The organism is Dietzia sp. B32 (assembly GCF_024732245.1).
In the GTDB taxonomy this organism is placed as follows: domain Bacteria; phylum Actinomycetota; class Actinomycetes; order Mycobacteriales; family Mycobacteriaceae; genus Dietzia.
The window spans coordinates 300,969-313,867 of record NZ_CP093845.1 but is presented as its reverse complement, the minus strand read 5'-3'; the positions used below and the strand labels follow the sequence as shown (position 1 = coordinate 313,867).

The 12,899-nt window shown below is 72.7% G+C and carries 13 protein-coding genes; all 13 read left to right on the top strand.

Annotated elements, in window-relative coordinates:
* The first annotated feature begins 351 nt into the window (after positions 1-351).
* The 13 genes from mihF (at position 352) to L8M95_RS01445 (ending at position 12,864) form a co-directional block, all read left to right on the top strand.
* Positions 352-675 (top strand): integration host factor, actinobacterial type, encoded by a 324-nt coding sequence (mihF, locus tag L8M95_RS01505; RefSeq protein WP_007631925.1) that lies wholly within the window; start codon positions 352-354, stop codon positions 673-675.
* Positions 676-682: 7 nt separating this feature from the next.
* Positions 683-1,285: a guanylate kinase gene (gmk, locus tag L8M95_RS01500; protein ID WP_260487588.1), complete on the top strand. Its 603-nt coding sequence runs from the start codon at positions 683-685 to the stop codon at positions 1,283-1,285.
* Positions 1,286-1,365: 80 nt separating this feature from the next.
* Positions 1,366-1,650, top strand: a complete 285-nt coding sequence (gene rpoZ / locus L8M95_RS01495; protein ID WP_061228655.1) for a DNA-directed RNA polymerase subunit omega — start codon at positions 1,366-1,368, stop codon at positions 1,648-1,650.
* The gene (gene coaBC / locus L8M95_RS01490; protein ID WP_260487587.1) at positions 1,647-2,927 is read left to right on the top strand and encodes a bifunctional phosphopantothenoylcysteine decarboxylase/phosphopantothenate--cysteine ligase CoaBC; all 1,281 of its coding nucleotides are present in this window, start codon (positions 1,647-1,649) and stop codon (positions 2,925-2,927) included. Before rpoZ ends, coaBC begins: the two co-directional genes overlap by 4 nt.
* Positions 2,928-2,987: 60 nt before the next feature.
* Positions 2,988-4,199, top strand: coding sequence for a methionine adenosyltransferase (gene metK, locus L8M95_RS01485; protein WP_260487586.1), 1,212 nt, complete (start codon positions 2,988-2,990; stop codon positions 4,197-4,199).
* A gap of 44 nt (positions 4,200-4,243) precedes the next feature.
* On the top strand, positions 4,244-6,289 hold the full coding sequence (locus L8M95_RS01480) for a primosomal protein N' (RefSeq protein ID WP_260487585.1): 2,046 nt from the start codon (positions 4,244-4,246) through the stop codon (positions 6,287-6,289).
* 104 nt (positions 6,290-6,393) lie between these two features.
* Positions 6,394-6,948, top strand: a complete 555-nt coding sequence (gene def, locus L8M95_RS01475) for a peptide deformylase (protein ID WP_260487583.1) — start codon at positions 6,394-6,396, stop codon at positions 6,946-6,948.
* Positions 6,949-6,950: 2 nt separating this feature from the next.
* The gene (gene fmt / locus L8M95_RS01470) at positions 6,951-7,880 is read left to right on the top strand and encodes a methionyl-tRNA formyltransferase (protein ID WP_260487582.1); all 930 of its coding nucleotides are present in this window, start codon (positions 6,951-6,953) and stop codon (positions 7,878-7,880) included.
* A complete protein-coding gene (locus L8M95_RS01465; RefSeq protein ID WP_260487581.1) occupies positions 7,877-9,442 on the top strand; it encodes an RsmB/NOP family class I SAM-dependent RNA methyltransferase in 1,566 nt (521 codons plus the stop codon). Before fmt ends, L8M95_RS01465 begins: the two co-directional genes overlap by 4 nt.
* A complete protein-coding gene (locus L8M95_RS01460; protein WP_260487580.1) occupies positions 9,435-10,394 on the top strand; it encodes an alpha/beta hydrolase in 960 nt (319 codons plus the stop codon). The genes L8M95_RS01465 and L8M95_RS01460 overlap by 8 nt, the downstream gene beginning before the upstream one ends.
* Before the next feature lie 69 nt (positions 10,395-10,463).
* Complete coding sequence (gene rpe, locus L8M95_RS01455; protein ID WP_260487579.1) at positions 10,464-11,132, top strand: ribulose-phosphate 3-epimerase; 669 nt, start codon at positions 10,464-10,466, stop codon at positions 11,130-11,132.
* Positions 11,133-11,161: 29 nt separating this feature from the next.
* The gene (ribD, locus tag L8M95_RS01450) at positions 11,162-12,241 is read left to right on the top strand and encodes a bifunctional diaminohydroxyphosphoribosylaminopyrimidine deaminase/5-amino-6-(5-phosphoribosylamino)uracil reductase RibD (RefSeq protein WP_396119726.1); all 1,080 of its coding nucleotides are present in this window, start codon (positions 11,162-11,164) and stop codon (positions 12,239-12,241) included.
* Positions 12,241-12,864, top strand: a complete 624-nt coding sequence (locus L8M95_RS01445; protein ID WP_260487577.1) for a riboflavin synthase — start codon at positions 12,241-12,243, stop codon at positions 12,862-12,864. The genes ribD and L8M95_RS01445 overlap by 1 nt, the downstream gene beginning before the upstream one ends.
* The last annotated feature ends 35 nt before the right edge of the window (positions 12,865-12,899 follow it).

The window sequence follows — 12,899 nt, the reverse complement described above, 5'->3', positions numbered from 1 at the left end:
AACCGGGGGATCGCGCGGTTCACATCGCGCGCCCCGGCCGGCGGCGCTAGGGTGCCATACAACCTCGAACCGTCAAAGCGCAGATCAGACGGGGTGCCACTGTGGGACCCCGTCTGGTACACGGCCGGCCGGCCGCGTACTGTTGCTGAGGTCATCAGGCCCGGAGCCGCGGAAGTCCCCTCGGGGGCGGCGGAACCGCCCGGGTACGGTGAGCACGAGGGAGCGCCCGCTCCCGGAGGTGTTCCGCAGCCCGCGGACGCGCCGGGGACGGTCACCGCACACCAGGCGGGGGTGTCCTACGGTGGACATCCGCGTGAGTCATGAGACACACACGAACGAGACGGAGGAATTGTGGCCCTTCCCCAGTTGACCGATGAGCAGCGCGCTGCTGCTCTGGAGAAGGCGGCTGCCGCCCGTCGCGCCCGGGCTGAGCTCAAGGAGCGCCTGAAGCGTGGCGGCACCGACCTCAAGCAGGTGCTCAAGGATGCCGAGAGCGACGAGATCCTTGGCAAGATGAAGGTCTCCGCGCTGCTCGAGGCCCTGCCCAAGGTCGGCAAGGTCAAGGCTCAGGAGATCATGACCGAGCTTGAGATCGCGCCGACGCGCCGCCTGCGTGGTCTCGGTGACCGCCAGCGCCGCGCACTGCTCGAGCGGTTCGACTTCACGGTCGACTGATCGACGAATGAACACACCGTCATCCGGGGTCACCCCGGAGTCGACGGCGAAGAGGGGCCGGCTGATCGTCTTGGCCGGCCCCTCCGCCGTCGGGAAGTCAACCGTCGTCGCCCGCCTCCGCGAGCGCCTCCCGGACCTCTACTTCAGCGTGTCGATGACCACGCGGGCCCCGCGGCCCGGTGAGGTCGACGGCCGCGACTACTACTTCGTGTCCACCGAGGACTTCCGGGAAGCCGTCTCCGAGGGCCGGATGCTGGAGTGGGCGGAGATCCACCGGGGGCTGCAGCTGTCGGGCACCCCCGCCGAGCCGGTGCGACAGGCTCTCGAGGAGGGGCACCCGGTCCTCATCGAGGTGGACCTCGCGGGTGTCCGTCAGATCCGCGAGTCGATCCCCGAGGGCAGGACCGTGTTCCTGGCCCCACCGTCGTGGGAGGAACTCGAGGTCCGACTGCGTGGTCGCGGCACCGAACCACACGACGTGGTGACCCGCCGGCTCGAGACCGCGAAGGTCGAGATGGAGGCCCGCGACGAGTTCGACGTCGTGGTCGTCAACGACGAACTCGAAAAGGCCGTCGACGAGTTGGTATCATTGCTGGTCGGCCGCGACTAGCGGCGGAACCGGCATCACCCGGCATCACCCCGGTGTCACCCGAGACACCATCCCAGGCTGTACCCAGAGGAGAACCCATAGTGGCCACCACCGAAGCCGCAGCGGCCACCCCGCTGTACGACACCCCGATCGGCATCACCAACCCCCCGATCGATGAGCTGCTCGAGCGGGCGTCCTCCAAGTACGCACTCGTGATCTTCGCGGCCAAGCGTGCACGTCAGATCAACTCGTACTACAACCAGATCGAGGAGGGCATCCTCGAATACGTCGGCCCGCTGGTCGACCCGGGTCTTCACGAGAAGCCCCTGACCATCGCGCTGCGCGAGCTGCACTCCGACCTGCTCGATTGCGCCGAGGGCGAGTGAGCCCCTCCGGGGACGACAAGCGCGGCCCGCGCGTCGTCGTCGGAGTCGGCGGCGGGATCGCCGCCTACAAGGCCTGTGGCCTGATCCGGCTCCTCACCGAGTCCGGATGCCACGTCGACGTCGTCCCCACAGAGGCGGCCCTGCGATTCGTCGGGTCCGCCACGTTCGAGGCGCTGTCCGGCAACCCGGTGTCCACCGGGGTCTTCTCGGACGTACCCTCGGTCCGCCACGTCGCCCTCGGGCAACGGGCGGACCTCGTCGTCGTCGCCCCCGCCACCGCGGACCTGCTCGCCCGCGCGGCGAGCGGTCGGGCCGACGACCTCCTCACCTCCACGCTCCTCACCGCTCGCTGCCCGGTGCTCCTCGCCCCGGCCATGCACACCGAGATGTGGGAGCACCCCGCGACCCGACGCAACGTCGACACCCTCCGGGGGGACGGCATCCACGTCATGCCGCCGGCGTGGGGTCGGCTCACGGGGGCGGACACCGGCGCCGGGCGGCTTCCGGAGCCCGCCGATATCGCGCGGCTGGCCCGACTCCTGCTCGACGGGGGATCACTGCCGTGGGACCTCGCCGGGAAGAACGTCGTCGTCACCTCGGGCGGCACGCGCGAGGAGATCGACCCCGTTCGCTTCCTCGGCAACCGCAGTTCGGGCAAACAGGGCCACGCGATCGCCGCGGTGGCCGCCGCCCGGGGGGCCCACGTGACACTGGTGACGTCCTCCGATCTGCCGACCCCACCCGCGGTCGAGGCCGTGCACATCGAGTCGGCGCTGGAACTGCGCGAGCAGACGCTGCGCGCAGCGGCCCACGCGGACGTCGTGATCAAGGCCGCCGCCGTCGCCGATTTCCGGCCGGCCGACGTCTCCGACTCCAAACTCAAGAAGGGGAGCGAGTCCGAGCCGGCGGAGATCCGCCTCCGGCGGAATCCGGACATCCTGGCCGAGCTGGTCTCCGCGCGCTCGGCAGGGGACGTCCCGGCAGATTGCGTCCTGGTGGGTTTCGCCGCCGAGACCGGGGACGCATCGGGGTCCGTCCTCGAGCACGGCCGCGCCAAGCTCGCCCGCAAGGGGTGCGATCTCCTCGTCGTCAACGAGGTCGGCCGTGACACCACCTTCGGCAAGGACGTCAACGGTGGCTGGATCCTGGACTCGGGCGGCGGCGAGACGGCTGTCGAGCACGCGAGCAAGGACCTCCTGGCCGACCGCCTCCTCGACGCGGTCGTGGGGATCGCGGACGGGCGGACCGCGCGGAGTGACGCGGACCGCACCGACTAGTCTGTTCCCACGCGATCAGCAACGATCACACGCGATCCCACCATGGAAGAGAGAACCACTGTGACGCAGGCACGTCGGCTGTTCACCAGCGAGTCCGTGACCGAGGGGCATCCGGACAAGATCTGTGACGCGATCTCAGATTCGATCCTGGACGCGATGCTGGAGCAGGACCCGGCGGCCCGGGTGGCCGTGGAGACGATGGTCACCACCGGCATGGTGCACGTGGCCGGCGAGGTCAAGACCACCGGTTACGTGGAGATCCCGCAGCTCATCCGCGACAAGATCGTCGAGATCGGTTACGACTCCTCGGACAAGGGCTTCGACGGCGTCTCCTGCGGCGTGTCGATCTCCATCGGCCAGCAGTCGCCGGAGATCGCCCAGGGCGTGGACACCTCCCACGAGGCTCGTACGTCCACCGACTCGGTCGAGGACGCGATCGCCCGTCAGGGCGCCGGCGACCAGGGCCTGATGTTTGGCTACGCCTGCTCGGACACCCCCGAGCTGATGCCGCTGCCCATCGCGCTGGCCCACCGCCTCTCGCGGCGGCTGACCGAGGTGCGCAAGGACGGCACGCTGGCCTATCTGCGCCCGGACGGCAAGACCCAGGTCACCATCGAGTACGACGGTGACCGCGCTGTCCGGCTGGACACCATCGTCATCTCCACCCAGCACGCCGACGGCGTCGACCTGGAGACCACCCTGCGGGACGACCTCACGCAGCACGTGATCGACCCGGTCCTGGCCGAGGCCGCCGGTGGGATCGACACCGCCGACTTCCGACTGCTGGTCAACCCGACCGGCCGGTTCGTGCTCGGCGGCCCGATGGGCGACGCCGGCCTCACCGGACGCAAGATCATCGTCGACACCTACGGCGGCATGGCCCGCCACGGCGGCGGCGCGTTCTCGGGCAAGGACCCGTCCAAGGTGGACCGCTCGGCCGCCTACGCCATGCGCTGGGTCGCCAAGAACATCGTCGCCGCCGGCCTGGCCGAGCGCGTCGAGGTCCAGGTCGCCTACGCCATCGGCAAGGCCGCCCCCGTCGGGCTGTTCGTGGAGGCGTTCGGCACCGAGACGGTCGACATCGACCGCCTGCAGCAGGCCGTCACCGAGGTGTTCGACCTGCGGCCCGGCGCGATCATCCGCGACCTGGACCTCAAGCGCCCGATCTACGCCCCCACGGCCGCCTACGGTCACTTCGGTCGCACCGACATCGACCTGCCCTGGGAGCGCACCGACCGCGTCGACGAGCTCAAGCAGGCCGCCGGACTCTGACGCCGCCGCCCCGTGTGTCGGAGCGGGGTGCGAGTATTTCGGACGTGACCACCACGCGCCCAGCGACCCGGGTCGCGGCGGCAGAAGCCCCCGTGGCCCGGGTCCTGCCGTTGCTCGGGGTCCCTCACCTCGACCGGGAGTTCGACTACCTGGTCCCCGAATCCCTCTCCGCCGAGGCGGCCCCGGGCGTGCGGGTGCGGGTGAGGTTCGCCGGCCGCTTGGTCGACGGGTTCCTCGTCGAGCGGCGCGCGCAGACCGATCACCAGGGGGATCTGGCCTGGCTCGAACGCGTCGTGTCGCCCGAGCCCGTCCTCACCCCGGCCCTGCTCCGGTTGGTCGACCTCGTCGCCCGCAGGTGGGTGGGGATGCGCTCGGACGTGATCCGGTTGGCGATCCCGCCGCGCCACGCCGCCGCCGAGAAGTCCGTCCCGGAGCCGGAGCCGCCCCTCGGGGTGTCGGTGGGGCCGGTCGAGGTACCGGAAGGGTGGGGCGACCACCCGATGGTCGCCAGGTTCCTCGAGGCCGCGACCGGCGCCGTCCCCGCCCGCGGGGTGTGGACGGTCCCACCGGGACGGGACTGGGCCCGGGCCCTGGCGACCCTCGCCGACTCCCTGCGACGTCGTGGGCTCCAGGTCCTCCTGATCGTCCCGGACCAGCGGGACGTCGACCGCCTCGCCGCGGCGTGTCGCGAGGTCGTCGGGGGCGGCGCGGCCGGTCGGGAACTCGTCACGGATCTGTCCGCCGGTGTCGGGCCCTCCGCCCGCTACCGCCGCTGGCTGCGCGCGGTCCGCGGCCACGCCCGGATCGTCGTCGGCACCAGGAGCGCGGTCTTCGCGCCGCTGCCCGAACTGGGACTGATCGTGCTGCACGACGACGGCGACGACTCGTTCGTCGAACCGCGCGCGCCCTATCCGCACACGCGGGACGTCGCCGCGCAACGCTCGGCGCTCGAGGCGGTGCCCCTGTTGCTGTCGTCGGTGGACCGGACCCCCGAGGTGGCCGAGTACGTGCGCTCCGGCTGGGCGCACGAGATCCGTCCGCGGCCCGGGCTGGTCCGCGAGCTCGCGCCCCGCGTGGTCGCCGTGACCGATGCCGACCCGGTCCAGGCCCGCGATGTCGCGGGGGGCCGGACCCGGTTGCCCGCCGTCGCCCTGACGATGGCCCGCGAGGCGATCGACGTGGACGCCCCGGTCCTGGTGCAGGTGCCGAGGAAGGGGTACATCCCGACCCTGCTGTGCGGCTCCTGCCGGACCCCGGCACGGTGCCGCCGGTGCAACGGCCCGCTCCGAGCCGGTCGGATGGACGAGGTCTACGGCCCCGTGGAGCTGGCGTGTGGGTGGTGCGGGGTCCCGGAACCGGGGTTCCGGTGCGTGGCGTGCGGGTCCCGGGCGCTGCGGGCCGGGGTCGTGGGGGCCGGCCGCACCGCGGAGGAACTGGGGAGGATGTTCCCCGGTATCCGGATCCGCACCAGCGGGGGAGGGGACATCCTCGACACGGTGCCCGCCGGCCCCGCGATCATCGTGTCGACCCCGGGTGCGGAACCGGTCGCCGAGGGCGGGTACGGCGCGGCCCTGCTCCTGGATTCGTGGGCCCTCCTCGGCCGTCCCGATCTCCGTGCCGTGCAGAACGCCCTGCGCCTGTGGATCGGCGCCGCCGGCCTCGTGCGTCCCGCCGACGAGGGCGGCAGGGTCTTCCTGTCCGCCGAGTCGGAGTCCGCGGTCGCCCAGGCGTTGGTCCGCTGGGACCCCCAGGGCTGGGCGGAGCGCGAACTCGCCGACCGCGCCGAGGTGGGCTTCCCGCCGGCGGTGCACATGATCGCGGTCGACGGTCCGGCCGCCGCGCTCGCCGAGGTCCTCGAGGACTTCCGGCTGATGGACAGCGTGGAGGTCCTGGGGCCGGTGGATCTGCCCGCCGGCGAGGAACTCCCGGGCCATGACGAGGTGGAGGACCCGGAGCGGGTGTTGTTCCGGGTTCCTCCGCCCGTCCTGGCGGAGGTCGCCGCGGAGATCCGCGCGCTCGTCCTCCGACGGTCCGGGCGCCGCCACAGCCACCCCGTCCGGGTGCGGCTGGATCCCGTCCACATCGGCTGACGGCCGCGCGCGCCCGGCGTCACGAACCGCCGCCGCGGGCGCCCGCCGACGGAGGGCCTAGAATGGCCGTTCAGCATCGACGCCCGCGAGGAGACCCGATACGCATGACCGTCCACCCCGTCCGTCTCTTCGGCGACCCGGTCCTGCGGACCGCCGCCGACCCCGTCACCTCCTTCGACGACAGGCTGGCGCGCACGGTGGCGGACCTCATGGACACCGTCGCGCACGAGGAGGGTGCCGGACTCGCGGCGCCCCAGATCGGAGTATCCACCCGGGTGTTCGTCTACAGCTGCGGCGGCAGTGAGGGGCACCTGGTCAATCCCGAGTGGGAACCGATCGGCGACGAGAGGACCCACGTCAACGAGGGGTGCCTGTCGATCCCGGGTGTGTCCGTGCCCACCGAGCGCTTCGCCCGCGTCCGCGCCCGCGGGTTCGACGTGCACGGTGAGCCCGTCGGATTCGAGGCCGAGGGCATCCTCGCCCGCGCCGTGCAACACGAGACCGATCACCTCGACGGGGTGCTGTTCCTCCAGCGACTCACCCCGGAGCGTCGCCGCGCGGCGATGGCCGAGATCCGCTCGGCCAGCTGGTTCGGTAGCGCGGCGGTCAGCGGCGGCGTCATCTACGACCAGCTCTCCGACGCCCTGGCGGTGAGGTGACCATGCGTCTCGTCTTTGCCGGCACACCCGAGGTCGCCGTTCCCTCCCTCCGGGCACTGCTCGACAGCGACCACGAGGTGGTGGCCGTGATCTCGCGCCCCGACGCCCGCACCGGCCGTGGCCGGGGACTGTCCCGTAGCCCTGTGGCGGCCGCCGCCGACGCCGCGGGGCTCGACGTCCTCACGCCGCCGAACGCCCGCGACCCGGAATTCGCCGAGCGCCTGCTCGAGCTGGCGCCCGACGCGGTGCCCGTGGTCGCCTACGGACACCTCGTCCCCCGCCCCGTGCTCGACATCCCCGCGCAGGGATGGATCAACCTGCACTTCTCCCTGCTCCCGGCATGGCGGGGCGCGGCCCCGGTGAACGCCGCCATCGCCGCCGGAGACGAGGTGACCGGAGCCACCACGTTCCTGCTGGACGAGGGGATGGACACGGGCCCGGTCCTGGGGACGATGACCGAGACCGTCAGGCCCCGCGACACGGCCGGGGACCTCCTCGGTCGTCTGGCCGTGTCGGGTGCGGGCCTGCTGACGGCGACCCTCGACGGTCTCGAGGCGGGAGAGCTGCGCGCGGTTCCCCAGCCGGCGGACGGTGCGTCCCACGCGCCGAAGCTCACGGTCGACGACGCCCGCGTGCGGTGGTCTGATCCCGCACTGGCCGTCGACCGTCATATCCGGTCGGTCACCCCGGCACCGGGCGCGTGGACGACCCTGGGCGGTGAACGCGTGAAGATCGGCTCCGCTCGCCCCGCCGAGGACGCTCCCGCGGACCTCGGGCCCGGCCGAATCGCGTGGGACAAGCGGTCCTTCCTCGTGGGCACCGCGACCACACCGCTCGCCCTGGGCACCATCCAGCCACCGGGGAAGAAGATGATGAACGCGCTCGACTGGGTGCGCGGCGCCCGACTCGACGAGGGTGCGGTGTTCGAGTGAGCGCCGACGATCGACAGGGCCGTGGGCAGGGTCCCGACGCCCGCCGCGGCGGAGGACAGGGACGCCCGGGAAGCGGTGGCGAGGGCCGCCCGCGCGGCAGTGGGCAGGGGCGCCCCGGGAGTGGCGGGGGAGGCCGGCCGCGATCGGACCGCCGTCGGCGGCCCGACGCCCGGGCGGAGAAGCAGGGTTCGTCGCGAAAGCAGCCCCGCCCCGACGCCAGAACCGTCGCCCTGGCGGTGATGGCGGCCGTCCGGGAACGCTCGGCCTACGCGAACCTGTCCCTGCCGGCCGAACTGCGCCGCGCGAAGCTGGACACCCGGGACGCCGCCCTGGCCACGGAGCTGACCTACGGCACCCTCCGGGCGCAGGGGCTGCTCGACCGGGTGATCGCGCTCGCGGCGTCCCGGCCGGTCGAGGAGATCGACCCGCCGGTCCTCGACCTCGTGCGGCTGGGCTCGTATCAGCTGTTGTTCACCCGCATCGGTGCGCACGCCGCGGTCGACACCGCGGTCGAGGCCGCCCGCACCGCGGGCCTGGGCAAGGCGGGCGGATTCGTCAACGCGGTTCTCCGGAAGGTCTCCGCCCGGGGTCTCGACTCGTGGGTCGACGCGCTCCGTGACGGCGTCACCGACCCGGTGGCCCGGATGGCGATCGGAACCGCCCATCCCGAGTGGATCGCCCGTGCGTTCGCGGAATCCCTCGGTGCCGCCGCCGCGGAGTTGCCGGAACTGCTCGCCGCCGACGACGCCCGGCCGAAGGTCCACCTCGCCGCCCGCCCAGGGGCGATCACGGGTGAGGAACTGGCGCTGATCACCGGGGGGACGGAGGGCGAGCTGTCCCCTTATGCGGTGCACCTGGACTCCGGGGACCCCGGTGCCCTCGACGCCGTCCGCGACGGGCTCGCCACGGTCCAGGACGAGGGCAGCCAACTCGTCGCGTTGGCCGCCGCCCGCGCACCGCTGACCGGTCCGGATTCCGGGAGGTGGCTCGATCTGGCCGCCGGACCCGGCGGCAAGGCGGTCATGCTGGGTGCTCTCGCGGAGATCGACCAGGCGACGCTCACCGGGGTGGAGATCTCCGAGCACCGCGCCGACCTCGTCCGCGGCGCGACGAAGGATCTGCCGGTCACCGTGCACACCGCCGACGGTCGCGACCCGGGTCTGGAGCCGGGGTTCGACCGGGTGCTCCTCGACGCCCCGTGTTCCGGCCTCGGCGCACTTCGTCGTCGACCCGAGGCGCGGTGGCGCAAGACCGCCGCCGACATCCCGGGCCTGGTCACGCTCCAGCGCGAACTCCTCGAGTCGGCTCTGCGTCTGGTCCGGCCCGGAGGGGTGGTGCTGTACGCCACCTGCTCGCCGCACCTGTCGGAGACCGTGTCGGTGGTGCGCGAGGCTGATCGGCGCGACGACGTCGAGCTCCTCGATGTGCGTGAGATCCTCGCCGAGGTGGTCGGCCGTCCGGTCGACGGCCTGGGCGACGGCCCGTGGGTGCAGCTGTGGCCGCACCGGCACGGCACCGACGCGATGTTCATGGCGGCGCTACGAAGGGGCAACGATGCGTGAGGACGCGCAGTTCACCTCACACGGGGTGCGGTGCTCTGCGTGGGTCTACCGCCCGGACGGGTCGGCCGGTGGCCCCGCCACCCCGGCACGTGACACCCCGGCACGTGACACCCCGGCACCGGCCGCGCCCGCACCGGCGATCGTCATGGCACACGGCTTCGGGTGCATCCGGGACCTGCGGTTGCCCGCCTACGCGGAGCGGTTCCGGGACGCGGGCTTCGTCGTGGTGGTCTTCGACTACCGGCACTTCGGTGCCAGCGACGGACAGCCCCGGCAGCTCCTCGACATCGGCCGCCAACTGGACGACTGGCGGTCCGCCCTCGCCTTCACCCGGTCACTGCCCGGGGTCGACCCGGACCGCGTCATCGCCTGGGGCACGTCGTTCTCGGGTGGACACGTCCTCACCCTCGCCGGCACGGGGGAGCGGCTGGCAGGTGTCGTCGCCCAGGTCCCCCACGTGAGCGGTCCGGCGGCGGTCCGGGCGACGGGGCTCGCCGCGGCGCTCCGACTCGGCCCGGCCATCCTCGACGACCTGTGGCGCTCGCTCCGGCGTCGGGAACCCCGGTACGTGCGTCTCGTCGGACGACCGGGCGACACGGCGGTCATGACGAGTCCGGACGCCGATCCCGCTGTGGACCGATTGGCGGCCGACTCGGGACTGCGCCGCAGCGACTTCCGCGACGACGTCGCGGCACGGATCCTGGCACGGATCGGCTTCTACTCGCCGATTCGGCACACGCGGCGGATCACCTGCCCGACGCTGGTGCAGATCGCGACGGGGGACGCCATCACCCCCGCGGCGACCGCGCGTCGGGCCGCGGAGCGGATTCCGGACGGCCGGTACCTGGAGTACCCGTGCGAACACTTCGACCCCTACGTCGACCCGCACTTCGAGCGCATCGTCGCCGACCAGCTGGAATTCTGCGTCTCCCTGGTGTCTCCGGACGCCTGATCGTCGGGGACCGGTCGCGGTCCGCGCCCTCGGGGGGCCGCCCGGGCCGGCCCGCCTAGACTGGACGACATGTCGTACCAGCCGCTCATCGCGCCGTCGATCCTGTCCGCCGACTTCGCCCGCCTGGACCGCGAGATCGAGCGCATCCCGTCCGCCGACTGGATCCATGTGGACGTCATGGACGGTCACTTCGTGCCCAACCTGTCCTTCGGCGCCCCTGTCGCCAAGGCGGTCGGGAGGGTCACCGACAAGCCGATGGACTGTCATCTGATGATCGAGGACCCCGCGCGCTGGGTCGGTGACTACGTGGACGCCGGGGCGTTCAACGTCACCTTCCACGTCGAGGCGACCGACGACCCGAGGGCGGTCGCCGAGCAGCTGCACTCCAGGGGGTGCAGGGCGGGCATCTCCATCAAGCCCGGGACCGCGGTCGAGCCGTACCTCGATCTGCTCGACCATGTGGACCTGGTCCTGGTGATGAGCGTCGAGCCCGGTTTCGGCGGCCAGAAGTTCATGCCCGAGGTGCTGGACAAGGTCCGCACGCTGCGCGCGGAGATCGACCGCCGCGGTCTCGCCGTCCTGATCCAGATCGACGGGGGCATCGATGCGGGCACCATCGCCGAGTGCGCTGCCGCGGGATGCGACGTGTTCGTGGCCGGCTCGGCCGTCTACGGTGCTCCGGACCCCGACGCGATGATCGGGACCCTGCGCTCCGGGGCGCTCGACGCGCGGGCGTGACGGTGCCTCACGTGCCGGAGGTGCCGGGCGTGCCCGGCGGGCCGGGGGCCGATGGTGACGGACGCCGCCGTCGCGAACGGGACGCCCTCGCCGCGGCGATCACCGTCTCCGCCTCCGCGTTGGGGGTTTGCACCCCCAACCCCCCGGTCGGTGCGGTCGTCCTCGACGAGAGCGGTGAGGTCGTGGGGACGGGCGCGACCGAGGCCCCCGGCGGTCGGCACGCCGAGGTGGTGGCGCTGGACGCCGCCGGGGACCGCGCGCGTGGCGGGACGATCGTGGTGACCCTGGAGCCGTGTGACCACCACGGGCGCACCGGACCGTGCACCGGTCGGATCCGCGAGGCGGGGCTCGCCCGTGTGGTGTACGCGGTATCCGACCCGAACCCCGTGGCGTCCGGCGGCGCCGGGACCCTGCGGCGGGAGGGGATCGGGGTCGTCCGGGCCGACGACGACGAGGTGCGCGCCGCCCGCAGCGGCCCGCTGAGGGCGTGGCTCCACCGCCAGGACCACGGCCGGCCCCTCGTCACCTGGAAGTACGCGGCCAGCCTGGACGGCAGGGTGGCGGCGGCGGACGGATCGAGCAAGTGGATCACCGGGCCCGTGTCGCGCCGCCACGCCCACGCCAGACGGCAGGAGATCGACGCCCTCGTCGTCGGAACCGGGACGTTGCGCGCCGACGACCCCGCCCTGACCGCCCGCACCGACGACGGCCGGCCCGCCCCCCGCCAACCGCTGCGGGTGGTGATGGGGCTGAGCCCCGTGCCCGCGGACGCGAGGGTGCGGGGCGCCGACGACCGGTTCCGGCACCTGGCCACCCGCGACCCCGCCGAGGCGCTGGCCCTGCTCGGTGACGTCTCGCACGTCCTCGTCGAGGGAGGCCCACGACTCGCGGGAGCGTTCCTCGCCGCCGGTCTCGTCGACGAGATCGACGCCTACCTCGCGCCCCTGGTACTCGGCGCCGGACTGTCGGCGGTGTCCGGCGCAGGGGTCGACACGCTCGCCGCCGCCCACGGATTCGAGATCCGAGAGACCACCATCCTGGGCGACGACCTCCACCTGCGCCTGACTCTTACTGCTGACACGACCCCACTGACGAGAGGACCCCGCTGATGTTCACCGGAATCGTGGAGGAACTCGGAACCCTCGACTCGATCGAGACGACGGGGGACTCCGCGCGCCTGCGCATACGAGGGCCGCTGGTCACCTCGGACGCCCACCACGGCGACTCGATCGCCGTCAACGGGGTGTGCCTGACGGTCACCCGGTGGGAGCCGGGGGAGTACTTCGACGTGGACGTGATGGCCGAGACGCTCGACCGCACCGCCCTCGGAGCACTGGCGCCCGGTGACCCGGTCAACCTCGAGCGCGCCATGCGCGCGGACGCCCGGTTCGGTGGCCACATCGTCCAGGGCCACGTCGACGGCACCGGCCACGTCCTCAGCCGGGTCGAGCACGATCACTGGCACGTCGTGCGCGTCTCGTTGCCCGTCGACCTCTCCCGGTACGTGGTGGAGAAGGGGTCGATCACCGTCTCGGGGACCTCGCTGACGGTGTCGGCGGTCAGCCCCGGAGGCGAGCCGGAGGCGTGGTTCGAGGTCTCCCTCATCCCGACCACCCTCGAGGCCACGATCCTCGGCGGACTCGGCGAGGGCGACCCGGTCAACCTCGAGGTGGACGTGCTGGCCAAGTACGTCGAGCGGCTGCTCGGCGGACGCGGTGGGGGGTCGCACTGACCGGATGCGCCATACTTGAGCCCGCGCCCGCGGCC

Coding starts and splice junctions, on each gene's coding strand:
- gmk (WP_260487588.1), top strand. CDS start 683: ATGAACACACCGTCATCCGGGGTCACCCCGGAGTCGACGGCGAAGAGG.
- def (WP_260487583.1), top strand. CDS start 6,394: ATGACCGTCCACCCCGTCCGTCTCTTCGGCGACCCGGTCCTGCGGACC.
- fmt (WP_260487582.1), top strand. CDS start 6,951: ATGCGTCTCGTCTTTGCCGGCACACCCGAGGTCGCCGTTCCCTCCCTC.
- L8M95_RS01460 (WP_260487580.1), top strand. CDS start 9,435: ATGCGTGAGGACGCGCAGTTCACCTCACACGGGGTGCGGTGCTCTGCG.
- rpe (WP_260487579.1), top strand. CDS start 10,464: ATGTCGTACCAGCCGCTCATCGCGCCGTCGATCCTGTCCGCCGACTTC.
- L8M95_RS01445 (WP_260487577.1), top strand. CDS start 12,241: ATGTTCACCGGAATCGTGGAGGAACTCGGAACCCTCGACTCGATCGAG.